Source organism: Bacillus sp. JHAA, assembly GCF_036961585.1.
Classification (GTDB): domain Bacteria; phylum Bacillota; class Bacilli; order Bacillales; family Bacillaceae; genus Bacillus; species Bacillus velezensis.
In genome coordinates, this window is sequence record NZ_JBAMDE010000002.1 from 96353 (window position 1) to 119896 (window position 23544).

The window sequence follows — 23544 nt, forward strand, 5'->3', positions numbered from 1 at the left end:
GTAGTGAAAGAACGGACACGGTCCGTTATCAAAAAGAGTGATAAAAGCTTTTTTATGCTTTTATTAGTAGGGTGGTACCGCGATTATATCGTCCCTTCGTTTTAAACGAAGGGGCGTTTTTTATTTTCATAAACAAAGGAGCAGACAAAATGACTAATTTATTAGAGGATTTATCATTCCGCGGCTTAATCCAGCAAATGACGGATGAAGAAGGACTGAATAAACAGCTGAACGAAGAAAAAATCCGTTTATACTCAGGGTTTGACCCGACGGCTGACAGCCTGCACATCGGACACCTTCTGCCGATATTGACACTGCGCCGTTTCCAGCTTGCAGGCCACCATCCGATTGCGCTTGTAGGCGGCGCGACGGGACTGATCGGCGATCCGAGCGGCAAAAAAGCGGAACGTACGTTAAATACTCAGGATATCGTTGTCGAATGGTCGCAAAAAATTAAAAATCAGCTTTCCCGATTTTTAGATTTCGAGGCCGGAGAAAACCCCGCTGTCATAGCGAACAACTTTGATTGGATCGGAAAGCTGAGCATTATTGAATTTCTCCGTGACGTCGGAAAGAACTTCGGAATTAACTACATGCTTGCGAAAGATACTGTAAGCTCAAGAATTGAAACCGGAATTTCTTACACGGAATTCAGCTACATGATCCTGCAATCCTACGATTTTCTGAATCTGTACAGAGAAAAGAACTGCAAACTCCAAATCGGAGGCAGTGACCAGTGGGGCAACATCACGGCCGGTCTTGAACTGATCAGAAAATCAGAAGAAGAAGGGGCGAAAGCTTTCGGTCTTACCATTCCGCTCGTCACAAAAGCTGACGGCACGAAATTCGGCAAAACGGAAGGCGGCGCCATTTGGCTTGATAAAGAAAAAACATCGCCGTACGAATTCTACCAGTTCTGGATCAATACAGATGACCGTGACGTCGTCAAATACTTAAAATACTTTACTTTCTTATCAAAAGAGGAAATTGAAGCTTATGCTGAAAAAACGGAGACGGCTCCTGAGAAAAGAGAAGCGCAGAAACGTCTCGCTGAAGAGGTGACTGTTCTTGTACACGGCCGCGAAGCGCTTGAGCAGGCCGTTCATATCTCCCAGGCGCTGTTCAGCGGCAATATTAAAGAGCTTTCCGCTCAAGACGTCAAGGTAGGATTTAAAGATGTACCTTCGTTTGAAAAAGACCGCTCTGAAGAACTGTCTTTAGTAGACGTGCTTGTGGAATCTAAATTGTCGCCTTCAAAACGGCAGGCCCGCGAAGACATTCAAAACGGAGCTGTTTACATTAACGGCGAGCGCCAGACGGACATCGGGCATCTTCTGACTGCGGAAGACCGCATTGAAGATCAATTTACCGTACTGCGCCGCGGAAAGAAAAAATACTTCCTGATCACGTACTGAAAATAAAAAGCAGTCCGGCCGCTCAATGCGGCAGGCTGCTTTTTTATGTTTTGTGAATACTGCACGGGGAAATGAGTACAGTACATAGTATAAGCAAAACAGGGAAGGGGTGCTGCGCCGTGAATTTCATGTTTACCATCGCAAAAGAAAGATTGCAGCGGGATCATTGGGAACAGCAGCAAAGCATAAACGCCGAAGCCAAAGCCGAGGAATCAGAGACGGAAGAAGAAAATCCGACATCATAAAGGGAAAGCCTCCATTCTGCGGAATGGAGGCTTTTGATTGTCACCATATCAGCCTGACGGCGGCCATCAGCACGACTCCTGTGATGACCGTGATGGATAAGCTTTTTGTCCGCATCGCGCAAAGCAATGTCGGGATGAGAACGATCATTGCTTTCCAATCAAAGGTCAAAGCGCTGTTTGTTTTCACAATCATGCTTTCCGTTACCAGAGCCGTCAAAATGCAAAGCGGAATAAAGGAGAGCCATTTTAAAGCCAACTCAGGCATCTGAATGTTCCGGACAAATATAAACGGAACAATGCGCGGCACAAGTGTAACAATCATGCAGCCGAGTATAATCCAGATCATTTGTGTGCTGATGCTCATTTGTCCGTCACCACCCCGATCGTTGCCACAATCACGGTTGAGACGATGACCGCGATGTGTGACGGGACGAAATACGATAACAAGACCATAAAAATGATCATATAGAGAATTAAGGAGAGGCTGTGCTTCAGCTTTTCCGAAGCGGACGATTGCAATTGCAGCACAAGCAGCGCCGCAAACATAGCGGGCAAAGCAAAGTCCAGGCCGAGCGCGTAAGGATCAGATATCCATTGTCCGAGAAGCCCGCCCATCACGCAGGAAATAACCCAGCACATGTAAGCGGTTATATTGAGGCCGTTCATCCACTTATCGTATAACCTGCCGTTCTGAGCCGCTTTGTTCACCGCTACTCCGAAAGATTCGTCAGTAAGCAAAGCCCCGAAGCCGATATTTTTCGCCAAAGAGTATTTCGTGAAATACGGCGCGATGGTCAGGCTCAGCAGAAGGTGCCGCAGATTGACGATAAACGTCGTTAAAATAATGGCGGAAATCGGACTCCCGGAAACAAGGAGCGAGCAAATAATAAATTGGGCGGCGCCGGCATAGACACACAAAGATAACAAACAAATTTCAAGAATGCTTAGATGAGAGGCAACGCCAACGATGCCGAAAGCAAAACCGATGCTCATATAGCCCAGCAGCGTAGGCACACAATCCCGCACCCCCTGTAAAAACGTATCGTTCATTTCCCGGGAAACGGCGGTTTTTTGCACTTCTGTGTTAATCATTTTTTATACTCCTTTCATAGAGATTATAATGATAACGACTAATGAAAAAATCAAAGAAAATACGGTTCACATTTATATGAACCGATTTCCGGTGACGACATGAAATAACGAATGGTTTTGTTTCATCAGGCCTTCAACTTTCTCAGCCCCGACTTCTTTCACAAGCTCCGCGAACATCAGATCGTGCCTCATATATTCCATGGCCACGAGAACGAGAGCGGGATCTTCTGATTTAATGGCCCAGGCATTCGTCTGCGGAGAAAAATTGGCGATTAAGACTTCTTTATTATCGCGGGCAGCTATCGTTAATCTTCCGCCCATCCGTTTCTCCGCCACTTCAGGAGACATATTATGATTTGTCGTATTTCCGAGCTTCACTTCCGGAGGGCCGAACACAATCGAAAAGACGGGCAATTGTTCGGCGGCGCGTTTGTTAGCGGCTTCTTGAATAAAGGGAATCTGCTGTTCCCAGACAGACAGCCACAACTCTTCCTCGGCTTTTTCAATCATATCCTTCATCTCATTGATGACATGATCATTCGTGCTGATGCGGCGGATGACATTCATCTCCTGCTCGCTTTCCAGTGCCAATAACTTTTCCTCAAGGTAGCCGAATGAGCTCTCGAAATCGTGCCGGAGCCGGTCGATTAATTCCTTTCCGGCAAGCGGAGCATATGTAACCGGATCAGACGGCACAATATGGACAGCGCCTTTATCAACTAATTTCCCCAATACTTCATAGATCATTGAGCGGGGGACGCCTGACCTTTTGCTGATTTCATATCCGGTAACAGGCGAGTGTTTCAACAAGCCGATATATGCTTTACATTCATATTGAGAAAATCCAAACTTCTGTAATTCTTTCAGAACATCCTCCATAAACATCCTCCGTAGTGGTTATTCATGAAACTACTATAATGTAAGCGGTTATATCTTGTCAATGGGACTTGAGTGCTGAAAGAAAGATGCGCCTGTTTTGTCGCTTTCCAACTTAGTTTATGGTGAGTTACATGTATGGCTTTTGTGAAAAACGTTGCCGTAGACCCACACGAATGCCGTTTGATACGATAAATTCAAGAAGTTAAAAAGAGGAGGATCACGGTGGAAAACACCTCTAAAATCGCTTTTTTATCGGTTATAAGCAATTCCCTGGTCGTCATGCTCAAAATAGTGGTGGGTATAATAACCGGATCTGTCGCGATACTTTCTGAAGCCATTCATTCTTTTTTAGATTTGATCGCCGCCTTCATTGCCTTTATCTCCGTCAGGATTTCAAAAAAGCCGGCTGATACAGGGCATCCGTACGGTCATGGAAAAGTCGAGAATCTGTCGGGGACTATCGAGACGATTCTGATTTTTGCGGCAGGGATTTGGATGATATATGAATGCGTTCAAAAACTGGTGAACCCGGCGCCGGTTCATCTGCCCGTATTGGGAATTGTTGTGATGCTTGCGGGGGCTCTCATTAATTTGATCGTTTCGAAGTTCGTAAAAAGAGAAGCCGAAAAGGTTAATTCCGTGGCAATGAAATCAAATGCCCTGCATTTACTGACTGACGTGTACACATCATTAGGCGTAGCGGCAAGTCTTTTGGTCGTTACCGTAACGGAGTGGTACATACTTGATCCCATTATAGGTATGGTGCTGGCGGTGTATATCATATATGAAGCGTTTAAGTTAATGAAAGAAGCATTCCCGCCGCTGATTGATACCCGTTTGTCGGAAGAGGAAGAAAAAACAATTTTAAAGATTATTGAAACATTTCAACAGGAATTTATTGAAATTCACGATTTTCGTACAAGGCGCTCCGGCCCGCAGGAGTATATTGATTTTCACCTGGTCGTAGCCTCTCACGTGACGATTAAAGACGTGCATAACCTGTGTGACCGCATTGAAAGAGATATTACGAATGAATTCAAACAAGCACAGGTAATGATTCACCCCGAGCCGGAGAGCGAGAGGAAGAAATAAATCGATCTTAAGTTTGCTTTTGTTCCCGGCAAAATGCCTGCAAAAGGCCCGTTCCCACGGGTCTTTTTGTTGTATAAATGACTATTTCTCGCTCATATGAGAGATAAGCTTATACACGTGAGGGGTTCATTTCATACGTTATGTTGTAAAGAAAAAGGGAGGTGAACAGAATTGAACGCTATTTCTGTTAAAGAAATTGAACATGGAGTTGCCGTTGCGGAAAGAGAAGGTTTAGGGGAGTATTTATACCAAGAACCGGTTTCTAAAAAATGTTCGCGCCGTTCCCGCAGCAGAAAACGGACACACCGTTCTCGCAGCAGAAGACGGACGCATCACCGGACACACCGTTCCCGCAGCAGAAGACGGACGCATCACCGGACACACCGTTCCCGCAGCAGAAGACGGACGCATCACCGGACACACCGTTCCCGCAGCAGAAGACGGACGCATCGCCGGACACACCGTTCCCGCAGCAGACGGTCTCATCAAAAACGTAGCCGCAAACGCTGTTTTAAATGCTGACTGCAGACTCTATTACAAGTAACGGGGATCTGCTATAATGGCAAGAGAACTGCATAAAAGATCCAGTATCATCATCTGCGGACACTGAACTGACAACATGGCGCTGTTTGTTCGTGTCCGTTTTTTATGTTAAAAAAGATGCCGGAGGGTAAAAAGGAAGGGATGACGCCGAATGAAGCTGAATGAGGATTTTTATAACTCTGAAGGAAAGACAGTCTCTTTGCCAAACATCAGCAGCAAGCTTTTGCATATCACGGACAGCGGGCATATCAGCGTTGACTTCATCAGCATAAGCAGGCTGCGGAAGGCTTCAAAAATCGCGATCTTAGGTGACAGCGTCGCCCGGGGGCTGCGTGCGGAATACGGCTTTGGTGACATTCTGAAAGACCGGACAAACGCTGAAATAACCAATCTGTCTGTCAGCGGCGTTAATATGAGCAACAACGGAAGCGATAACATTTATCAGCAGGCGCTTAAAACAAAGGGACATGATGTCATCATTGTCCAGGGAACAGATGATGATTGGTGCAACCACATTCCCATCGGCACAGATGAAAAGGATATCACCACATTTTACGGAGGCTTCTGCCAAGTGATTCAGCAGCTGCGAAGCGGAAATAAAGGCGCGAGCATCATTGTGGTGACCCCAACGAGACAAGCAAAAATGTCAAAAGGAAAAATCGTCCGCCGTGATACTGATAAAAATAAACTGGGCCTGAAGCTGGCTGACTATGTGAAAGCCCAAAAAGAAGCCTGCACACTCCTCTCTGTACCATATGCCGATCTATTTGATACTGATCTCATCGACCCATATAATCCCGCTTTCCGCAGCATGTGCATGTCAGAAGGTCTTCATCCGAACGAGAAAGGGCATCAAATCATATTTCAGGAAATCTGCCGGAATTATTATTACTATTATGGGTAACACAGCGCTAACAGATTATTTTCGGCTTTGCTTTTCTAAAAGCTCAATTATTCTTTGAGATGCGTGTTTTTGCGCTCTCAAAAGCGAGACGATATTACCGGTAAAACCGATTAAAATGATAAGCAGCAAAATGATCATCCACATAGCGAACCTCCCGTCGGGTTTTAAAACATTCTCTTTTTATTTTACTTATGATGGATGGGCCGGAGAATAGTCTAACGGATGGTGTTTTTTGAGAGCCGGTGAAAAGTCCATAAAAAAAGCACAGACTAAACGGGTCTGTGCTTTTTTTCTCTTATTTCAGCAGGTTCAATGATTCACGATTAAAGGCTTCCAAATCGTCAGGTGTTCTGCTTGTTACGATGTTATGGCTCACGACGACTTCTTCATCTTTATAATGTGCGCCGGCATTGATTAAGTCTTTGCGGATGCTGCGGAATCCCGTGATATCTTTTCCTTTAAGAAGGTCGGTATCAATCAGCAGCTGCGGGCCGTGGCAGATCGCGAAAACGGGTTTCTGATTTTCCACGAATGCTTTAGTGAATTCACCCGGGCGGTCATCTCCGCGCAGAAGATCCGGTGAAAAGCCTCCGGGAATCAATAACGCATCGAATTCCTTGGCGTCTGCGTCTGAGATCGCTTGATCGATCTTTACTTTCTCACCGTGCTTGCCCGTCACTTCTTTCCCAGCTTCCAAATCTATTGTCACCACACTGTGGCCCGCTTCTTTAAATGCTTCCGCCGGGCTTGTATATTCAATATCCTCAAATTGATCTGTCATCAGAACTGCGATTTTTTTGCTCATACATCATGCCTCCTGTGAATTTGTATATGACAAGAATATCAGGCAGATTCCCGCCTCACAACGTATTTGCTTATGAAAAAAGACCCCTCTGAAAAAGAGGAGCCAAAAGGTACGGAGGTCTGCTTAAACTTACGTGTTTAACCTGAGATAAGGCAAGAAATCGAACCAATTACTTTTTGCGTCTTTTTTTCTGCTTTTTACACCCGCATTTCCCCGGATCGCCCGGATCAATGACTTCGTGAATTGTTTCTTCCTTATAAACGTGGCGGGGAACATAACGGATATGCTCTCTGTTAATGTGTTTGATGGGATGGACGTAAACCACTTCTTTGTCAGTATACTTGTCAGTCACAATATACTTAGGGTCACAGTAATACACTTTCGATTTTTTACCCATTCATCTCACCTCCCGTACTTTATTAAATGCTGACAAGGAGGATTTTGCATCGGACAAGTACACCATGGCAAGTCCACAATTTTTCAGCTGCAATTTCGTTTTTCTGATTTTTCCTGAATCCGCCTCAAATTGGAACGGCTAACCCTTTTTGAGCGGGGAAATCTATAAAAAAGAATTCAAAAACGATTCTTTTCTCAGGTCAATCGAGATGTATACATCTTTAGGGGGATTTTTAGAATGCTCGATGAAAAAACGATTGAAATCATTAAAAGCACAGTGCCGGTCTTAGAAGAGCATGGTGAAGAAATCACAGGCCGATTTTATGACCTGCTGTTTCAGCATCACCCTGAGCTGCTGAATATCTTTAATCAGACGAATCAAAAGAAAAAAACACAGCGTACGGCCTTGTCGAATGCTGTGATTGCAGCCGCAGCCAATATTGACCGGCTGGAAAACATCGTTCCCGTCGTCAAACAAATCAGCCATAAACACCGGAGTATCGGTGTTAAACCCGAGCATTACCCAATCGTTGGAAAGTACTTGTTAATCGCGATAAAGGATGTGCTAAAAGACGGGGCTGCTCCTGAGGTCATTCAGGCATGGGAAAAAGCATACGGCGTCATTGCAGACGCTTTTATCGGAATTGAGAAGGACATGTATGAACAAGCGGAAACGCAAAAAGGCGGCTGGAAAGACTATAAGGCGTTTAAAATTGATAAAAAGGTAAAAGAAAGCAAGGAGATAACGTCGTTTTATTTAAAACCGGAAGACGGACAAGTTCTCCCCGAGTTCAAAGCGGGACAGTATATCAGTGTAAAAGTATACATTCCGGACACGGGTTATACGCATATCCGCCAGTACAGTTTGTCGGATGTATCCGGTAAGGATTATTACAGGATTTCCGTGAAAAAAGACGGAATTGTTTCTTCATATCTGCATGACCAATTACACGAAAAGGATTCAATTGAGATCAGCGCTCCGGCCGGGGATTTCGTATTAGACCCTGATTCCAAAAAGAATCTGGTTCTCATCAGTGCCGGTGTCGGAATTACCCCGATGATCAGCATGTTAAAGACGGTTGCCAAAACCCAGCCGCAGCGAAACGTTCTCTTTATCCATGCGGCAAGGAGCGGAGAGTATCATGCGTTGCGGCATGAAGCTGAAGAAGCCGCGGAACACTCATCCGTTGACACCCTCTTTATTTACAGCGAGCCGTCCGAACAAGACCGTTCAGAAAACATTCGTTTTCGGGAAGGCCGGATTGACAAACAGCTGTTAGAAGAAGTGATGACAGATAAAGATGCTGATTTTTACCTGTGCGGATCACCGTCATTCATTAAAGAAATGAAAAAGCTGATTTCTGAATTCAATACACCGCCGGAATCCATTCACTATGAATTATTTGAACCGCAGCTGAGTATGGTGTGATTGAAGAAGGAAGGACGATGATTTTAATGTATGAAGCATCCGGACTGGGTGCTTTTTTTATTCTCTTGCAAGGAAGGGTTGCTGAGGAATCACTCTGTAGAGGAAAACCACTTTTTGTCTCAACTCGCTTAATTATCGAATGAAATAAGTGCCGCATGTTAAAAACATATGGCCCGCGAGTTTATTGCTCACTTATCCTGCTGCTCGGATTTTTGGTGTGTGAGAAAAAAACGGTACGGTTGCATAATCCGGAAGAGACGCTGACCTTTTACTTGTAAAAGAAGTTTAAAGACAGGATGAACGCTTATTTGCTAGTGTACGAGCGGCAAAAGCAAAAAGAGGAATCGGTATTTTAAAATTAAAAATAACAACTGATAGAAATGAAAGTTTCAGGATACAATGGGATTTATATATTCGGGTTTTGTGATAGCAGTATAGGGAGGGGAATAATAGAGTGAGTAACTTTTTTGAGGAATCGGTACAGGGAGGGGTTGTATCTATGCTTACTGATATTAAACAAAAGGTTTGGGGATGCTCTTTTATCTGAGAATCGATTTGAGATGAAGCGGGGATGCCGAGGGGATCAGAGGGCGAACGTCAGGCAGAATTACGCCAAGTGGACCGCCGAGAAAAATGGCTCTGGAAATGTGAATCTATTGTTGATTTTCTTGAGTGAGCTACTGAAGAAATAGTTGACGAGAAACACCGGACTGTCTTTGTAGTAGACGGGGTGAAATATCGTGAAATCGCTCTGCATTCTGGCGTTTCCCGCGAAACGGTCAGACGCATCAAAGAGAAGATTTTTTGCCAAATATGTAATTTTTATTGTTGAAACAGATAAAATCCGCAGTGTAGACTGGAAGGCAAAATATTTCTGCGTCCCCATCGATTCAAATAGGGATTACAATAATGTGAAGAGTTATTTATAAACAGAAATTGATAAATAATATAAGATCAGCTGACAAACTTAATGAGGATCAAACTAGTGCTCACTTATTTATAAATTAAACATATTATAATGATATATTAATCATTAAGGGAGATGAGCAGCTGATGGGTTATGATCAGCATAGAAGATGCCCTAAATGTAAACAAAAACTACCGAAACCAAACTGCTGTAAGTGCTGTCCCATCTGTTATACAAAAGTTATTGTAGGACAACGAGGATTACGAGGGGTGCGAGGGATTCCAGGGGTTACAGGACCAGCCGGACCAGTCGGAGCCACGGGACCAGCCGGACCAGCCGGAGCGACCGGGGCCACAGGAGCTATCGGTCCAGCCGGATCCACCGGAGCAACCGGGGTAACTGGAGCGGCGGGAGTCACAGGAGCGACCGGGGTAACTGGAGCGGCGGGAGCCACCGGAGCGACCGGGGTAACTGGAGCGGCGGGAGTCACTGGAGTGACCGGGGCCACCGGAGATATCGGTCCAACCGGACCAGCCGGAGCCACAGGAGTGACCGGGGCCACCGGAGCTATCGGTCCAACCGGAGTCACAGGAGCGACCGGAGCCACCGGAGCTATCGGTCCAACCGGAGTCACAGGAGCGACCGGAGCTATCGGTCCAACCGGAGTCACAGGAGCCACGGGAGCAGCCGGAGCCACGGGAGCGACCGGGGTAACTGGAGCGGCGGGAGCCACAGGAGTGACCGGGGCCACAGGAGCTATCGGTCCAACCGGAGTCACAGGAGCCACGGGAGCAGCCGGAGCCACGGGAGCAGCCGGAGCCACGGGAGCGACCGGGGTAACTGGAGCGGCGGGAGTCACAGGAGCGACCGGAGCTATCGGTCCAACCGGAGCCACGGGAGCGACCGGGGTAACTGGAGCGACGGGAGTCACTGGAGTGACCGGAGCCACAGGAGATATCGGTCCAACCGGACCAGCCGGAGCCACCGGAGCCACCGGAGCCACGGGAGCAGCCGGAGCTACCGGAGCGACCGGGGTAACTGGAGCGACGGGAGTCACTGGAGTGACCGGAGCTATCGGTCCAACCGGAGCCACGGGAGCGACCGGGGTAACTGGAGCGACGGGAGTCACTGGAGTGACCGGAGCCACAGGAGATATCGGTCCAACCGGACCAGCCGGAGCCACCGGAGCCACCGGAGCCACGGGAGCAGCCGGAGCTACCGGAGCCACCGGAGCCACTGGAGCGACCGGGGTAACTGGAGCGACGGGAGTCACTGGAGTGACCGGAGCCACAGGAGCTATCGGTCCAACCGGAGCAACCGGAGCCACAGGATCTGGGCTATCAGAATATGCTTATGTGTACAATCTAAGTGCAGAAACGGTAGCTATAGAGGCTCCGGTAATTTTTGACTCAACTGGAATCACTACTGCTGGCATTACACATGCCCCTGGAACAGCTCAAATTATAGTAACCACTCCAGGAGATTACGAGGTCACTTTTTCAGTCTCGGGTGTAGAGCCTAACCAATTCACTTTATTTGTAAATGGAGGGCCGGTGACGAACACAGTTTACGGTTCAGGAGCTGGTACTCAACAGAACAATGGTCAGGCCATAATTACTCTAGCAGCAGGTGACATTCTTACTCTTGTAAATCATACTTCTGCAGCAGCAGTTACTCTTCAAACTTTAGCAGGGGGAACGCAAACAAACGTAAACGCTTCTATTGTTCTCAAAAAATTAAATTAGATAAGTGGTTTAAATCTCCATATTAAACAAGAAATGAGAATGACTTAAAAAAGCTTATAGAGCTTAATATACAGCTTTAGAAGGATGAAGAAATTTAAAATATAAGCAAACTCATCTAATTTTTTTATATAAGGTATTATGGTAATAGGTAATAAACAGGCAGGCACTTTCCCGCAGGGGAGGGTGCTTTAAATTTAAGGACAAAAGCCTCCAACTGTTAAGCGAGTCAACACAGTAGGAGGCTTTTCTCTTATGGGTGGTACAGCAGCAGTATTCTCTTACAAATCAAATATTCCCAGAAAGTTATGGCAGTATTCGTCTCTCGAGTAATGAAAAAAGTTTTATGTTCTCTGTAAACTGCGTCCGGTAAATCTCGGGATAAACGATTGGCGGTTAACGACTGAGTACGGGGGCAGTTTAGAAAGAATATGATTGGAGGGATTACATAAAATAATTAGTCAAGCCTTAGAGGAATTAGGAAAGAATGTGAGGTGTGCGGCTGAAAGGGTGCCAAATCTCAACCCTGTTATTATCCATAAAAAAGACATGGCAGCGCAACTACAGGAATTCAGTTCGGATTTAGGCTTGTCAGCAGATCTCCATCATTGCCTAGATAAAAAGGTAAAGAACTTATTAACGGCGTATATGGCTCACAAACGGCATATGCAATCCATGATTCCTGACGGCATTTAGGGTTAAAACAAAAGCAAAGCGCGAATCTCTACTAAACAGTTACTTTAGGACTTCTCAAAAAGGAACTCCTATTAAAGGGAGCAGGGTTAATTTTCAAATTGTTTAAATAAAAGTAAAAATATAGCATGATAGACCAGAAAACAAATGAAGGAGGATTTGTATGAGGTTGTTAAAAAACTCAATCTGTTTACTTGTCGCAACTCTATTGTTTGCTATTGGATTTTCGCCGCAAACGAAAGCAACACAAGAGCACTCGTTTGGATTAGCAAAACCAGTAACCTTTGAAGAAAAAGAAACTTTAACAGTAGATAAGAATGGAGTGGCTAAGAGCAATAATGATGGCCAGGCTTCCATCATTAAGGAGGCACGACAACTTGCCAAACAGGATAGCCACAATGAAATTACCTATAAGAACCCCTTAGCTAAAGAAGAAAACAACATTGTTAATGTGCCAGTCGTTGAGAAAAAAGAAGAGAAAGCGCACACTAAAGCAGCTAGCTTAGTTACGATGTCCTACACAACAATATATGACCCCAACAAAAAATCCACACAACCACAATTAAAATAGCAAGCATAGTTGGCGAAAAGCCGATAGTTATCGAAGCAAGAAACGATTTATATGAAAGTAACACTTATAGCGGAAAATACGGAAGGGTTTTTCTCCATAACAGAGAATTTTTAGGTAAAAATATTAAAGCAGGTAAATCATACTCAAAGTCATATTATCCTAAACAGACAAAGTTGATCCAAAGTGGAATTGGAGTTCATTCGATATTCACCATGTGCTTCCGCTAAAGTATGGAGGAAAAAATAACTTTAATAATTTGTATCCTCTCCCTCGTGATATGCACCAAAATCTATTAAATCCTTGGTGGGATAAATATTAATAAGTAAGAGGTGGCTCAATGGCAGTTTTTGTTGAAAAAACGCTCCAAGGTCTAAAAGAATTAATTGATGAAAAAGGCCGCTTAAAAATTTTAGGGAATGAAGGAACTCTTTTAGAGACAGAATGTACTTTCTCTAAAGGTGCAACAGATCTGGAGATTGAGAGTTTTGAGAAGAAAATAAAAGTCTCACTTCCTGAAGATTATAAAACCTTTTTAAAATTGCATAACGGAGCCAGAATATTTGATTTGTTGATTTACGGTGAGAATGTGGGTGGGGGATTGCATATTCTTAATTTAGAAGAGATTGAAAAGTATATGCAAAATGGTTTTTTAGAGCCTCAGTTTATTCCCGTCGCACATCTGTTAGACGGATGTTATTTGTTAATTCACAAAACCAAAATGTCCACAGATCCAAACTATTTATGGTTCCGCGGATTTATTGAGTATGAACCAATTCAACTTAATTTTGAGATATTTTTAGATAGGTATATCATGTCTCAAGGAGCAGATTTTTGGGAGTGGAATATCTATACTGCTGAAAATTATTATAGGACTCACCAGGGTGATGAGGATTAACCTTTCCTACAGTTGGGTTGGTTCATTTTTACTATTAGACTTCGATTTGAACTTTTAAAAATAGGTTTAATTTAGGAGACGAACCGATTAATTGGTGTATAGAGGATTTATAAAAAGCGCAGATACTCTGCGCTTTTTTATTTAAGTATTTTCCGAATCATTCGCAGCCCGTTTTTGGAAGAAGGATAACGGAAAGCGAAGTCGAAGCGGTTCGTTTGTTTGACGACGCTTTTTTTGTGCGTAAACGTGTTAAAGCTGTCAAATCCGTGATAGCTCCCGATGCCGCTTTCCCCGACGCCGCCGAATGGCAAATACGGCGTCGCAACATGCATTAACGTATCATTGATGCAGCCTCCGCCAAACGACAGATTCTCTAAAACAGTGCGCTCAGTTTCTTTGTTTGTGGTGAAGAGATACAGAGCGAGCGGCTTTGGGCGCGATTGGACTTTCTCGATGACTTCATCGATATCACCGTATGTAAACAGCGGAAGAATCGGCCCGAAAATCTCCTCCTGCATCACTGGAGAGTCATCCTTCACTTGATCTAGAATCGTCGGCGCTATTTTGTGGTGATCAGGATTAAATTGTCCGCCTGTGAGCGGGACGCCATCATTTAGAAAGCTGAGCAGCCGCTGATAGTGGCGTTCACTGACGATTTTGCCGTACTGCGGATTTTGTTCAGGCTGAGGGCCGTAAAATTCGCTGATCGCACGCTTCATTTCTTCTGTGAGCTTCGTTTTGATATCTTGGTGGACAAATAAATAATCCGGTGCGATGCAGGTTTGCCCTGCATTTGTAAATTTCCCGAAGACGATGCGTTTGGCGGCAAGCTGTATATCAGCATCCTTATGGACAATGCAGGGACTTTTGCCGCCGAGCTCCAAGGTAACGGGAATTAATTGTTTGGCGGCGGCCTCCATGACGATTTTTCCCACGGCAACGCTTCCAGTGAAGAAAATATAGTCAAAGGGCTGCTGTAATAACACAGTGCTGACGTCGGGCCCGCCTTCCGCCATAGCGACATAGTCACTCGGAAAAACGCTGCTGATGAGTTTGGAAAGAACAGCGGAAACCGCCGGGGTATATTCTGACGGTTTAAGAACGACCGTGTTCCCCGCTGCAATGGCTCCAATCAACGGAGAAAGCGCCAGCTGCAAGGGATAATTCCAAGGCGCAATCACCAAAACGGTTCCATATGGCTCAGGGATAATGATGCTTTTCGAGCCTAGGTGAGTCAGAGGCGTTTTGACTCGTTTCGGTTTGATCCATTTTCCCAGCCGCTTCATCACAAAACTGATTTCCTCCAGTACAATTCCGATTTCTGTCGTGTACGACTCCTGTTCGGATTTGTGGAGATCCTGATAGAGAGCGGCTGTTATATCGGCTTCTTGTGTTTTGATGGCTTGTTTCAGCTTTTGCAGCATGTTCAGTCTCGTTTCTAGCTGTCTCGTATGCCCCGCCGCAAAATAGGCTTTGTGCTTGCTGACGATAGAGGGGATGCTGTTCATTTCGTCTCTCCTTTTTGTAAGGTATGGTGATTTATTATGTGGAAAGTTTCTTCTGCTTGTCAAATGGGGGTTTCTAATGTGCATGTAGCTGAAAAGCCAGTAGGCACATAAAAAAAGCCCCGGACAGGGGCTTTTTTAATAAAGAGAGGAGCATCTGTCCATTATTCTGACAGCCCAAAAGAAAAACCCCGGAAACATTGTCATCACAACATGTCCGGGGTTTAATCCAATGCTCTTTAAAGAGCGTTTTACTTAACGGGAGTAGAACTCAACGATAAGCGCTTCGTTAATTTCCGGAGCAAGCTCAGAGCGCTCTGGAAGACGAGTGAATGTACCTTCAAGCTTTTCAGCGTCGAAAGTAAGGTACTCAGGAACGAAGTTGTTTACTTCTACAGATTCTTTGATGATAGAAAGGTTTCTTGATTTTTCGCGAACACCGATTGTTTGACCAGGTTTTACTTGGTAAGACGGAATGTCAACGCGGCTTCCGTCAACAAGGATGTGACCGTGGTTAACTAATTGGCGAGCTTGACGGCGAGTGCGCGCAAGACCGAGCTTGTACACAACGTTATCAAGACGTGCATCTAAAAGAATCATGAAGTTTTCGCCGTGTTTACCAGTCATTTTTGCAGCTTTGTCAAACAATGTGCGGAATTGACGTTCGTTTACACCGTACATGTGACGAAGTTTTTGCTTTTCTTGCAATTGCAAACCGTATTCTGATAGTTTTTTACGCTGTCCCGGACCGTGGGGACCTGGTGCGTAAGGGCGTTTTTCTAATTCTTTACCTGTACCGCTAAGAGAGATTCCTAAACGGCGAGACAGTTTCCAAGATGGACCTGTATAGCGAGCCATAATGTGACTCCTCCTTTGGTTTTATTTTGTGGAAAATAAAAACCGTCTGTTCGATCCGACCGTGCACATTTTGTTTTCATGTATCCTCGCTCCAGCAGCAGAGAGTTACACGATACACCTTACAGCTAAGGAACAAAATGCAAACACAGAAGCTGAACAAAAAGGCTGCAATATTTCACACAAAGAACATTATATGATTTTTCTCCGCCGCCGTCAACCATTTCTCCATGAAGAGTGCCGGTTTATGATATAATGTACAAAAATGAGTAGTACATGTTTAGGTGATAAAAATGAAAAAACAAACAATTGATGAAGTGACGGCCTTTCATCAGAAAATGCTTTCTTTTTTCTTAACGAAATCTGAATCCGTCTCATTATCCGACTCGCTGTTATGGCTGGCCTCAGCTCTAGAATCCTGCTTTACATCTCTTTCATTGACCCTTTCACCGGCAGAATCAACACGTTTCACCATAAAAACAGAAGATGAACCGCATTATGCTCCGCTGAAAGAGAGTGACGGCCGTTTTATTATCAGGAATCAGACCTCCGGCAGATCCTTTTATCTGTGCTCGGAAGGCGGGCTGCCGATCCCGGAATCATTGCCTGAGATCGTTACTCAGTTTATTAATCAATCTGTGAGACAAAGCGGGCTGTTTGACAAAACGAAGCATCAGCGGAAAATTCACAGAATGACAGAAATGTTCCATTCGCTTTTGGACCAAAATGAGGTTTTGGAAAAACTGCAGGCAAGTTTGAGTACGGCTTTCCGGTCTTTCCGTTTTTCACTGTTTATCACGCAGGATCAGGATACGGACAGACAGCTTCCCGCAAAAGAATTACATATGGACGGAAAAGATGCCGATCCGTCTGCCCTGAAGGTTTATTTATCGGGGAGACTGCTCAGAAAAGGCAGGTCATCTGCTTATCTGCCGATCAAAGGCCAGCAGGGGACTTACGGGGTTCTGAAGACGGAGGGGCTGCAGGATGCCGTTCTTTCGTGCAGTACTCTCAGTGAAATGCTGCTGCTTGCGGGCGCAGCGGGAAAAGCATTTGAAAATGCGCAGCTCTATGAGCAATCGAAAAAAAGCATTGCGAATCTGGAGCTCATTAATGAAACATCGCGCCAGCTGAATCAGCGCCTCAGACTCACTGATACGATGCGGGAGCTCGCCGCCATTATGACCCAATCGTTTCATGCGGAAGAAGTGGCTTTTTTTCATATTGATCATTTTGAGACGCAAAATCTGCTTCCGGGACATACCGCTTTTTTTAAGACAGAACGTGCGAACCCCTATATCAGCATTGTGAAAGAAAAGCTGTTCGAGGGAGAAAAGGGCGTGTTTATCGGCAGCGGAAAGACTGTATTCGGCGAAAACGGTTTCGGCTCGCTGATGGCGGTGCCGATGATCGAAAATGACACCGTCTTCGGGTTCGCGATTTTATTGAAAAAGGATTTGTATGCTTTTACGTTTGAAATGTATAAACTTTTTCAAGCGCTCATTCACCATGCGACATTGGCGGTTACGAACTCCATGCTGCGCGACAGGCTTGAGCATCTTGTTCAGACAGACCAGCTGACGGAGCTGTATTCAAGAACCTATTTGGATGAGAAAATTCAATACAGCATGAAAATTCATAAACGGGGTGTATTCATCCTCGTTGATATCGATAATTTCAAAAATATTAATGATACATACGGTCATCAAACGGGAGATTCGATCCTGATTCAGGTGGCCTCCGTTATGAAGAACCATATTCGTGAGCATGATGTCGCTGCGAGGTGGGGGGGCGAGGAGCTGGCTGTCTATCTGCCGAATATCAACGTGTCATCCGGAGAACGCATCGCTAAAAGGCTGGTTAGCGCCATCCGGGAAAATACCGAGCCGCGCGTGACGATTTCCTGCGGCGTTTCCTGCTGGTCAAAGACCGGCCCGATGCCGTTGAAATTGCTCGTTCAGCAAGCGGATGAGGCGCTTTATATCGCCAAACGGAACGGCAAAAACCGGCTGATCATCCATCAAAACAGCACGACGACATAAAAAAGGAGCCGGCCTGCCGGCCGGGCTCCTTTTTTTATCCTAATCGTTTTTCAAGCGTTTCAACAAACTTTGCTAAATAGGTTTCGTCCGTTTCATCAAAACGGTTTTTCACGGGGCTGTCAATGTCCAGCACACCGATCACTTCACCGTTTACGCGGATCGGGAGAACGATTTCTGACTGGGAAGCCGCGTCACAGGCGATATGTCCCGGGAACGCATTCACATCGGCAATCCGCTGCACGTCGCCATTAGAGTAGGCAGTGCCGCATACGCCTCTGCCGAACGGAATGCGCACACAGGCAGGAAGTCCTTGAAACGGTCCGAGCACGAGCTCGCCCTCTTTAGCGAAGTAAAACCCCGCCCAGTTGACTTCATGTAATGAATGGTATAAAAGCGCTGACGCATTCGCGTAATTTGCGATCGCATCCGTTTCATCTTCTGTCATGGCTTCGAGCTGTTTAAGCAGAAGCTGATAACTTTTTTCTTTATCTCCGGATTGTTTTTCGACATGAAACATGGAAAACCCTCACTTTTTCTATAATATCAAACAAAGTTCCGGCCGTTCTGCCGGCATTTGTCGAGAAGTTCTTACAGGAACGGCGCCTTTCTGCTTGAATTGTTACACATAAAGGGGTGAGCCGTATGAAAGTAAGCACCAAAGACAAAATTATTAACGCCGCTGTCCAGCTGTTTAACCAAAAAGGTTATTCCGGCACGTCCGTCCGTGAAATCGCAAAGTCAGCTGATGTAAATGTTGCGCACATCTCCTACTATTTTAAAGGGAAAGGCGGATTAATGGAACATTTAGTTTCCGAGTTTTACGAAGGCTATACTGAAGCGCTGGAAAAAGCCGCCGTCAGTATGAACGGTGAAGACGCGCAGGAACGCATCCTGCGGGTGATTTTCGATATTTTATCCTATCAGCACGATAACCGTCAATTAACGCGGTTTGTATACCGGGAAGTGACGATTGATTCCGTGCTTATCAGGGAAATTATGTCTACTTACTTAATGAAAGAAAAATATATTTTCCAGCTGGTGATTGAAGAAGGGCAGTCACGCCACAGGCGGCTGACGCTGCCCGTGCCGCATTTTATTCTGCAATTGAAATCCCTCTTGATGATGCCGTATCTCCAGCCTCAATATATTACGGAGGTGCTCTATATGCAGCCTCATGAGCCGTACTTTTATAAAAGGTATTTTGAAGAGGTGAAGATCTGGATCGAAAGCGTGTTCCGACGGCCTGATGCAGCGCTTATGAAGTAATGATGTTTTTGTACGTTTCGTAGGAACTGCCGACATCTTCCGCTTGATGGGCGTCCGACCCGAATATGAGCGGGATTTTTTTTTGCTTCGCCGTCTCAGCCATCCAATCCTCCATGTATACTTCCCCGGCAAATTTCTTTCTGAGCCCGGATGTATTCACATCCAGCTCCATTCCGTGTTCTTTCACGGCGTCAAGACAGCGGGCCGCAAGCTCTCTTATTTGAGGTGACATGCTGTAAGGGAAAAGGCGCGCGAATTTTTTGACGAGCGTGATATGGCCGACCCGTTTTGGCTTAAAGGGGCCGAGCGGTGTTACAATGGAAGAATACACGGTTTCATAGTATTGTTCATATACGGCTTCAACGCTTCCGAAGCGGTCGGCAAGCTGCTGAAAGGCGTGCTCGTCAAAATCGAGGCATATATAAGACGGACCGGTCTTCAAAAAATGAACGGATAAAATGCCGTCATCCAGTGAGGGGCCGTACGTGTTCAGAAACGCCGCGGTTTCCTCTTCATACCCTATGATAAAATCGGTTTCTAGCCCAGTCAGAATGCTGATTTGTCCATCGTATTCCTTTTTCAGCTGTGACAGCCGCTCCAAATAAACCTCCATCTGTCTGAGATCCATCGCGCTGTCCTGAAGCGGTACGGGATCTTGAAATGACGGAGGAAGGGGGGCGTGCTCTGTAAATGTGATCGAGTCAAAGCCTCTTTCCAGGGCCTTTTCGACATATTGTTTCAGCGCATCCTTCGAGCCGTGAGGGCAAAAAGGGGTGTGGATATGAGCGTCTCGTTTTTCCATTTGTGTCACTCCATTAAAAAATTGCAGAATCCTGCCGAAATTATGCAAAAAGTTTTTGATTTCTGGTCAAAAAATGTTGGTTACATGGTATCATAATAACAATGAAAACGACAGATTTTCTCAATACATATATTGAAATCTTTCTGAATACATAAAACACCCTGACAGATTAAGAGAACAACAAGGGGGCTCATTATGGAGTTAGTCATCGGATTATTGGTTATACTGCTCGCGCTCTTTGCGGCGGGCTACTTTTTCAGGAAAAAAATTTATACGGAAATTGACCGGCTGGAATCATGGAAGATTGAAATTTTAAACCGTTCGATAGTGGAAGAAATGTCCAAGATCAAACATCTGAAAATGACCGGAGAGACGGAAGAGTTCTTTGAAAGATGGCGCGAGGAGTGGGATGAAATTGTCACAGCCCATCTGCCGAAAGTAGAAGAGCTCCTTTATGATGCCGAAGAGAACGCCGACAAATACCGGTTTAAAAAAGCGAATCAGGTGCTTGTCCACATCGACGACCTCCTCACTGCAGCCGAATCAAATATAGAAGGCATACTGCGTGAGATCAGCGACCTTGTGACGAGCGAGGAAAAAAGCCGCGGAGAGATTGAACAGGTGCGTGAGCGGTATTCAAAAGCGCGGAAAAACCTTCTGGCGTACAGCCATCTCTACGGAGAGCTTTATAACAGCCTGGAGACGGATCTCGACGAAATCTGGAGCGGGATAAAAGAGTTCGAAGAAGAGACGGAAAGCGGCAATTACATCAAAGCGAGAAAAGTGCTGCTTGAACAGGACCGCAGACTGGATCAGCTTCAGACATACATAGATGACGTTCCGAAACTGCTTGCGGACTGTAAACAGACCGTGCCGAACCAAATTGCCAAGCTGAAAGACGGCTACCGGGAAATGACAGAAAAAGGCTACAAACTGGAGCATATTCAAATCGAAAAAGAGCTGGATACACTCACAAATCAAGTGAAACGGGCCGAAAACGCGCTTTTAGAAGAATTGGATGTCGACGAAGCGTCCGCCATCCTTCAGCTGATTGATGAAACCATTCAATCGATGTATGAACAGCTGGAAGGCGAAGTGGAAGCCGGACAGTCCGTATTAAGCAAAATGCCTGAGCTGATCATCGCGTATGAGAAGCTTGAGGAAGAAAAAGACCGCACAAAAACCGAAACGGAGCTCGTCAAGGAAAGCTATCAGCTGACGGCGGGAGAAATCAGCAGGCAGCATGCCTTCGAAAAACAGCTGGAAACGATCGGCCGGCTCCTTGAGCAGGCGAGAGAAAAGCTTGACGGCGAGCATGTCGCTTACTCGCTGCTGATTGAAGAAGTCGAGGCCATCGAAAAGCAGATGGAAGAGGCTCAGAAAGAACATGCCGAATACCGTGAAAATCTGCAGGCGCTCAGAAAAGAAGAACTGCTGGCGCGGGAAACGCTGATGCATCTTCGGAAAACCATTTCTGACACGGCCCGAATGCTGCAAAAAAGCAACGTGCCGGGAATTCCTGAACAAGTCAAGGACAAGCTCGAGACGGCAAATCATCATATAGAAGAAACCGTCAGCCAATTGGAAGAGCTGCCGCTGAACATGGAGGAAGCCGCCAAACATCTGGCTGAAGCCGAAAAGGTGGTTGAGGAAGTCAGCGAAGAGGCGGAAGATCTTGTGATTCAGGTGAAGCTGATTGAGCGAATCATCCAATACGGCAACCGCTTCCGAAGCCAGAATCATATTTTATCCGAACAGCTGAAAGAAGCGGAACGGCTGTTTTATGCTTACAGCTATAATGAAGCTTATGAGATGGCGGCAGATGCTGTTGAAAAAGCAGCTCCCGGCGCCGTGAAAAAAATTAAAGCTGATCAATCTGCTTCATAGACGCATAAGCAAAAACTGCACCCTGATGGAAATCAGAGGTGCAGTTTTTTAGTTTCTCACGGAATATAAAAAGCGCCTGCGGCTGATATACATCAAACCGCAGGCGCTGAATGTTACGATTTTGCTTTATTTAATTCGATGGGCGGGCTGGTAAAAAACGTGATAATGCAGCCGATGATCGCTCCGGCAATGCCCGGAAGCACCCAGCCGATTCCCATGCTGTAAAGCGGAAGATTTGCGTTTAAGAATGAATCTAATGATCCGAGCGGAATGCCTGCTGCCTTCAAACCGTCCAAGATACTGAACAGCCCTGTTCCGATCAGGCAGGCGATATAGACTTCGCGTCTTTCCTTAAAGATTTTATCAATAAAGGAAAGGACGATAATGACAATCGCCAGCGGGTAAATGGCTGATAAAATAGGAACTGAAAATGCAATAATCTCAGCAAGTCCGAAATTTGAAATCGCCAGACTGAACAGCGTGACAATCGTAACCACCATTTTGTATGATAAAGCGGGAATCAATTTTGAAAAATATTCGCCGCAAGATGTGACAAGCCCGATGCTTGTCGTTAAACACGCAACGGTGATGGCGGCGCCGAGAACGATGTTTCCCAGTGAACCGAACAGGTAATCAGATGAAGCTGATAAAATCTTTGCGCCTTCGCCGAGCGGCCCCACAGCGTCCGTGCTTGTCGCTCCCAAATAGGCCAAAGATAAATAAATGAATGTCAAACCTGCCGCTGCAATCAGACCCGCTTTAATACAAGCGGCGGCGAGCGCTTTACGCTGGGTGACGCCCCTGCTTTTAACAGCGTTGACGACAACGACGCCGAAGACAATCGAGGCGAGCGCGTCCATTGTTTTATAGCCTTCCAAAAATCCTTTGAACACCGGCGTTCCGGAATATGCCTGATGTACGGCGCCCAGTCCGCCCATCGGAGTGACAATGGCTTTTACAACGATGATTAAAATAATACCGAATTTAATAGGAGTCAAAATCTTTCCGACTCTGTCCACGATTTTGGAAGGATTAAGAGCTAAATAATACGTAATAGAAAAAAAGATCAACGTGAAAACAAATAAAGATAATCTTTCCGGAATGCCGCTTAAAAACGGAACTGCACCGATTTCATATGAAACGGTTCCGGTTCTCGGAATCGCGAAAAGCGGCCCGATTGATAAATAAAGCACAACGGTGAAAATAGTCCCGAATACCGGATGAGCTTTATCGGCAAGCCCTTTTGCGTCTTTGCCCGTTAATGCGATGGCGATAATACCCAAAAGCGGCAGACCTACGCCGGTCAGTAAGAAACCGCCCATCGCTTTCCAGACATTATGCCCCGCCGCTTGCCCGAGCTCCGGCGGATATATCATATTTCCTGCCCCGAAAAAAAGTGCGAAAAGCATGAAACCGATAATAACGGTATCTTTGACAGGTAGTGAGTGTTTCATAAAAATCCTCCTAAATACTATGTTGAAATATTCTGTCAATTAATTGTCAGATAATATAACAAAACGAACATTACTTATTATATGGCAATGTACAGAGAAGTCAATACTCGATTTATTGCGAATTT

The 23544-nt window shown here is 45.5% G+C and carries 24 protein-coding genes, 1 pseudogene and 1 other annotated feature (1 of these 26 running past the window's edge); of the genes and pseudogenes, 13 read left to right on the plus strand and 12 right to left on the minus strand.

Features of this window, described 5'->3' with window-relative positions:
* Nucleotides 1-99 (plus strand) — a binding site (T-box leader); it begins 134 nt to the left of the window's first position.
* A 50-nt stretch (nt 100-149) separates the two neighbouring features.
* Entirely contained in the window at nt 150-1415 is a 1266-nt protein-coding gene (tyrS, locus tag V7728_RS04365) for a tyrosine--tRNA ligase (RefSeq protein ID WP_007613147.1), read from the plus strand.
* A 119-nt stretch (nt 1416-1534) separates the two neighbouring features.
* Nucleotides 1535-1660 carry a small protein SR7P gene (sr7p, locus tag V7728_RS04370; protein WP_007408768.1) on the plus strand — a complete coding sequence of 42 codons (126 nt, stop codon included), beginning with the start codon at nt 1535-1537 and terminating at the stop codon, nt 1658-1660.
* Nucleotides 1661-1700: 40 nt separating this feature from the next.
* Here sr7p and V7728_RS04375 read toward each other — a convergent pair whose 3' ends face one another.
* From V7728_RS04375 to V7728_RS04385, 3 genes are all read right to left on the minus strand, one after another.
* Complete coding sequence (locus tag V7728_RS04375) at nt 1701-2024, minus strand: AzlD domain-containing protein (protein WP_007408767.1); 324 nt, start codon at nt 2022-2024, stop codon at nt 1701-1703.
* Nucleotides 2021-2752 carry an AzlC family ABC transporter permease gene (locus tag V7728_RS04380; protein WP_003152395.1) on the minus strand — a complete coding sequence of 244 codons (732 nt, stop codon included), beginning with the start codon at nt 2750-2752 and terminating at the stop codon, nt 2021-2023. The genes V7728_RS04375 and V7728_RS04380 overlap by 4 nt, the downstream gene beginning before the upstream one ends.
* A gap of 72 nt (nt 2753-2824) precedes the next feature.
* Nucleotides 2825-3631: a TrmB family transcriptional regulator gene (locus tag V7728_RS04385; RefSeq protein WP_007408765.1), complete on the minus strand. Its 807-nt coding sequence runs from the start codon at nt 3629-3631 to the stop codon at nt 2825-2827.
* A gap of 222 nt (nt 3632-3853) precedes the next feature.
* Here V7728_RS04385 and V7728_RS04390 point away from each other — a divergent pair, with 222 nt between their 5' ends.
* The 4 genes and pseudogenes from V7728_RS04390 to V7728_RS04400 all read left to right on the plus strand — a co-directional run bounded on the left by V7728_RS04390 (nt 3854) and on the right by V7728_RS04400 (nt 6170).
* Nucleotides 3854-4723, plus strand: a complete 870-nt coding sequence (locus V7728_RS04390) for a cation diffusion facilitator family transporter (protein WP_099567016.1) — start codon at nt 3854-3856, stop codon at nt 4721-4723.
* 171 nt (nt 4724-4894) lie between these two features.
* A pseudogene (locus V7728_RS20460) lies at nt 4895-4945 on the plus strand (hypothetical protein); the annotation flags it as partial.
* A 47-nt stretch (nt 4946-4992) separates the two neighbouring features.
* Nucleotides 4993-5220 carry a hypothetical protein gene (locus V7728_RS04395; protein ID WP_038462250.1) on the plus strand — a complete coding sequence of 76 codons (228 nt, stop codon included), beginning with the start codon at nt 4993-4995 and terminating at the stop codon, nt 5218-5220.
* A gap of 197 nt (nt 5221-5417) precedes the next feature.
* A complete protein-coding gene (locus V7728_RS04400; RefSeq protein WP_007408762.1) occupies nt 5418-6170 on the plus strand; it encodes an SGNH/GDSL hydrolase family protein in 753 nt (250 codons plus the stop codon).
* Between the two features lie 15 nt (nt 6171-6185).
* Here the strand turns inward: V7728_RS04400 and V7728_RS04405 are convergent, their stop codons facing one another.
* The 4 genes from V7728_RS04405 to V7728_RS20465 all read right to left on the minus strand — a co-directional run bounded on the left by V7728_RS04405 (nt 6186) and on the right by V7728_RS20465 (nt 7449).
* On the minus strand, nt 6186-6314 hold the full coding sequence (locus V7728_RS04405) for a hypothetical protein (RefSeq protein ID WP_007408761.1): 129 nt from the start codon (nt 6312-6314) through the stop codon (nt 6186-6188).
* Nucleotides 6315-6465: 151 nt separating this feature from the next.
* Entirely contained in the window at nt 6466-6975 is a 510-nt protein-coding gene (locus V7728_RS04410) for a type 1 glutamine amidotransferase domain-containing protein (RefSeq protein WP_007408760.1), read from the minus strand.
* A 169-nt stretch (nt 6976-7144) separates the two neighbouring features.
* Entirely contained in the window at nt 7145-7372 is a 228-nt protein-coding gene (locus V7728_RS04415; protein ID WP_007408759.1) for a hypothetical protein, read from the minus strand.
* 5 nt (nt 7373-7377) lie between these two features.
* Nucleotides 7378-7449: an SWIM zinc finger family protein gene (locus V7728_RS20465; protein WP_141137932.1), complete on the minus strand. Its 72-nt coding sequence runs from the start codon at nt 7447-7449 to the stop codon at nt 7378-7380.
* Between the two features lie 160 nt (nt 7450-7609).
* On the opposite strand from V7728_RS20465, the gene hmpA reads away from it, so the two are divergent.
* The 4 genes from hmpA (at nt 7610) to V7728_RS04435 (ending at nt 13608) form a co-directional block, all read left to right on the plus strand.
* On the plus strand, nt 7610-8800 hold the full coding sequence (hmpA, locus tag V7728_RS04420) for an NO-inducible flavohemoprotein (protein WP_007408758.1): 1191 nt from the start codon (nt 7610-7612) through the stop codon (nt 8798-8800).
* A 1131-nt stretch (nt 8801-9931) separates the two neighbouring features.
* Entirely contained in the window at nt 9932-11452 is a 1521-nt protein-coding gene (locus tag V7728_RS04425) for a collagen-like protein (protein ID WP_406741333.1), read from the plus strand.
* An 853-nt stretch (nt 11453-12305) separates the two neighbouring features.
* A complete protein-coding gene (locus V7728_RS04430; RefSeq protein WP_015240390.1) occupies nt 12306-12713 on the plus strand; it encodes a hypothetical protein in 408 nt (135 codons plus the stop codon).
* Between the two features lie 337 nt (nt 12714-13050).
* A complete protein-coding gene (locus tag V7728_RS04435) occupies nt 13051-13608 on the plus strand; it encodes an SMI1/KNR4 family protein (RefSeq protein WP_099567014.1) in 558 nt (185 codons plus the stop codon).
* A gap of 137 nt (nt 13609-13745) precedes the next feature.
* Here the strand turns inward: V7728_RS04435 and V7728_RS04440 are convergent, their stop codons facing one another.
* Together V7728_RS04440 and rpsD are read right to left on the minus strand one after the other, a co-directional pair.
* Complete coding sequence (locus V7728_RS04440; protein WP_099567013.1) at nt 13746-15116, minus strand: aldehyde dehydrogenase; 1371 nt, start codon at nt 15114-15116, stop codon at nt 13746-13748.
* Nucleotides 15117-15368: 252 nt separating this feature from the next.
* Nucleotides 15369-15971, minus strand: a complete 603-nt coding sequence (rpsD, locus tag V7728_RS04445; protein WP_003152406.1) for a 30S ribosomal protein S4 — start codon at nt 15969-15971, stop codon at nt 15369-15371.
* A gap of 290 nt (nt 15972-16261) precedes the next feature.
* Here rpsD and V7728_RS04450 point away from each other — a divergent pair, with 290 nt between their 5' ends.
* A complete protein-coding gene (locus tag V7728_RS04450; protein ID WP_099567012.1) occupies nt 16262-18010 on the plus strand; it encodes a sensor domain-containing diguanylate cyclase in 1749 nt (582 codons plus the stop codon).
* A 34-nt stretch (nt 18011-18044) separates the two neighbouring features.
* On the opposite strand, the gene V7728_RS04455 is transcribed toward V7728_RS04450, so the two are convergent.
* Nucleotides 18045-18527, minus strand: coding sequence for a GAF domain-containing protein (locus V7728_RS04455; protein ID WP_007408037.1), 483 nt, complete (start codon nt 18525-18527; stop codon nt 18045-18047).
* A 125-nt stretch (nt 18528-18652) separates the two neighbouring features.
* Here V7728_RS04455 and refZ point away from each other — a divergent pair, with 125 nt between their 5' ends.
* A complete protein-coding gene (gene refZ, locus V7728_RS04460; RefSeq protein WP_007408038.1) occupies nt 18653-19276 on the plus strand; it encodes a forespore capture DNA-binding protein RefZ in 624 nt (207 codons plus the stop codon).
* Here refZ and hisJ read toward each other — a convergent pair.
* Complete coding sequence (gene hisJ / locus V7728_RS04465) at nt 19266-20078, minus strand: histidinol-phosphatase HisJ (protein ID WP_099567011.1); 813 nt, start codon at nt 20076-20078, stop codon at nt 19266-19268. The two genes, refZ and hisJ, sit on opposite strands and share 11 nt — an antisense overlap.
* A 195-nt stretch (nt 20079-20273) precedes the next feature.
* Here hisJ and ezrA point away from each other — a divergent pair, with 195 nt between their 5' ends.
* On the plus strand, nt 20274-21965 hold the full coding sequence (gene ezrA, locus V7728_RS04470) for a septation ring formation regulator EzrA (protein ID WP_099567010.1): 1692 nt from the start codon (nt 20274-20276) through the stop codon (nt 21963-21965).
* 113 nt (nt 21966-22078) lie between these two features.
* Here the strand turns inward: ezrA and brnQ are convergent, their stop codons facing one another.
* Nucleotides 22079-23419: a branched-chain amino acid transport system II carrier protein gene (gene brnQ, locus V7728_RS04475; RefSeq protein WP_015240382.1), complete on the minus strand. Its 1341-nt coding sequence runs from the start codon at nt 23417-23419 to the stop codon at nt 22079-22081.
* Nucleotides 23420-23544 lie beyond the last annotated feature (125 nt).

Coding starts and splice junctions, on each gene's coding strand:
- V7728_RS04395 (WP_038462250.1), top strand. CDS start 4,993: ATGTTCGCGCCGTTCCCGCAGCAGAAAACGGACACACCGTTCTCGCAG.
- V7728_RS04405 (WP_007408761.1), bottom strand. CDS start 6,314: ATGTGGATGATCATTTTGCTGCTTATCATTTTAATCGGTTTTACCGGT.
- rpsD (WP_003152406.1), bottom strand. CDS start 15,971: ATGGCTCGCTATACAGGTCCATCTTGGAAACTGTCTCGCCGTTTAGGA.
- V7728_RS04430 (WP_015240390.1), top strand. CDS start 12,306: ATGAGGTTGTTAAAAAACTCAATCTGTTTACTTGTCGCAACTCTATTG.
- V7728_RS04435 (WP_099567014.1), top strand. CDS start 13,051: ATGGCAGTTTTTGTTGAAAAAACGCTCCAAGGTCTAAAAGAATTAATT.
- brnQ (WP_015240382.1), bottom strand. CDS start 23,419: ATGAAACACTCACTACCTGTCAAAGATACCGTTATTATCGGTTTCATG.
- hmpA (WP_007408758.1), top strand. CDS start 7,610: ATGCTCGATGAAAAAACGATTGAAATCATTAAAAGCACAGTGCCGGTC.
- ezrA (WP_099567010.1), top strand. CDS start 20,274: ATGGAGTTAGTCATCGGATTATTGGTTATACTGCTCGCGCTCTTTGCG.
- V7728_RS04455 (WP_007408037.1), bottom strand. CDS start 18,527: ATGTTTCATGTCGAAAAACAATCCGGAGATAAAGAAAAAAGTTATCAG.
- V7728_RS04415 (WP_007408759.1), bottom strand. CDS start 7,372: ATGGGTAAAAAATCGAAAGTGTATTACTGTGACCCTAAGTATATTGTG.
- V7728_RS04450 (WP_099567012.1), top strand. CDS start 16,262: ATGAAAAAACAAACAATTGATGAAGTGACGGCCTTTCATCAGAAAATG.
- V7728_RS04375 (WP_007408767.1), bottom strand. CDS start 2,024: ATGAGCATCAGCACACAAATGATCTGGATTATACTCGGCTGCATGATT.
- V7728_RS04385 (WP_007408765.1), bottom strand. CDS start 3,631: ATGGAGGATGTTCTGAAAGAATTACAGAAGTTTGGATTTTCTCAATAT.
- refZ (WP_007408038.1), top strand. CDS start 18,653: ATGAAAGTAAGCACCAAAGACAAAATTATTAACGCCGCTGTCCAGCTG.
- V7728_RS04380 (WP_003152395.1), bottom strand. CDS start 2,752: ATGATTAACACAGAAGTGCAAAAAACCGCCGTTTCCCGGGAAATGAAC.
- V7728_RS04400 (WP_007408762.1), top strand. CDS start 5,418: ATGAAGCTGAATGAGGATTTTTATAACTCTGAAGGAAAGACAGTCTCT.
- tyrS (WP_007613147.1), top strand. CDS start 150: ATGACTAATTTATTAGAGGATTTATCATTCCGCGGCTTAATCCAGCAA.
- V7728_RS04410 (WP_007408760.1), bottom strand. CDS start 6,975: ATGAGCAAAAAAATCGCAGTTCTGATGACAGATCAATTTGAGGATATT.
- V7728_RS04440 (WP_099567013.1), bottom strand. CDS start 15,116: ATGAACAGCATCCCCTCTATCGTCAGCAAGCACAAAGCCTATTTTGCG.
- hisJ (WP_099567011.1), bottom strand. CDS start 20,078: ATGGAAAAACGAGACGCTCATATCCACACCCCTTTTTGCCCTCACGGC.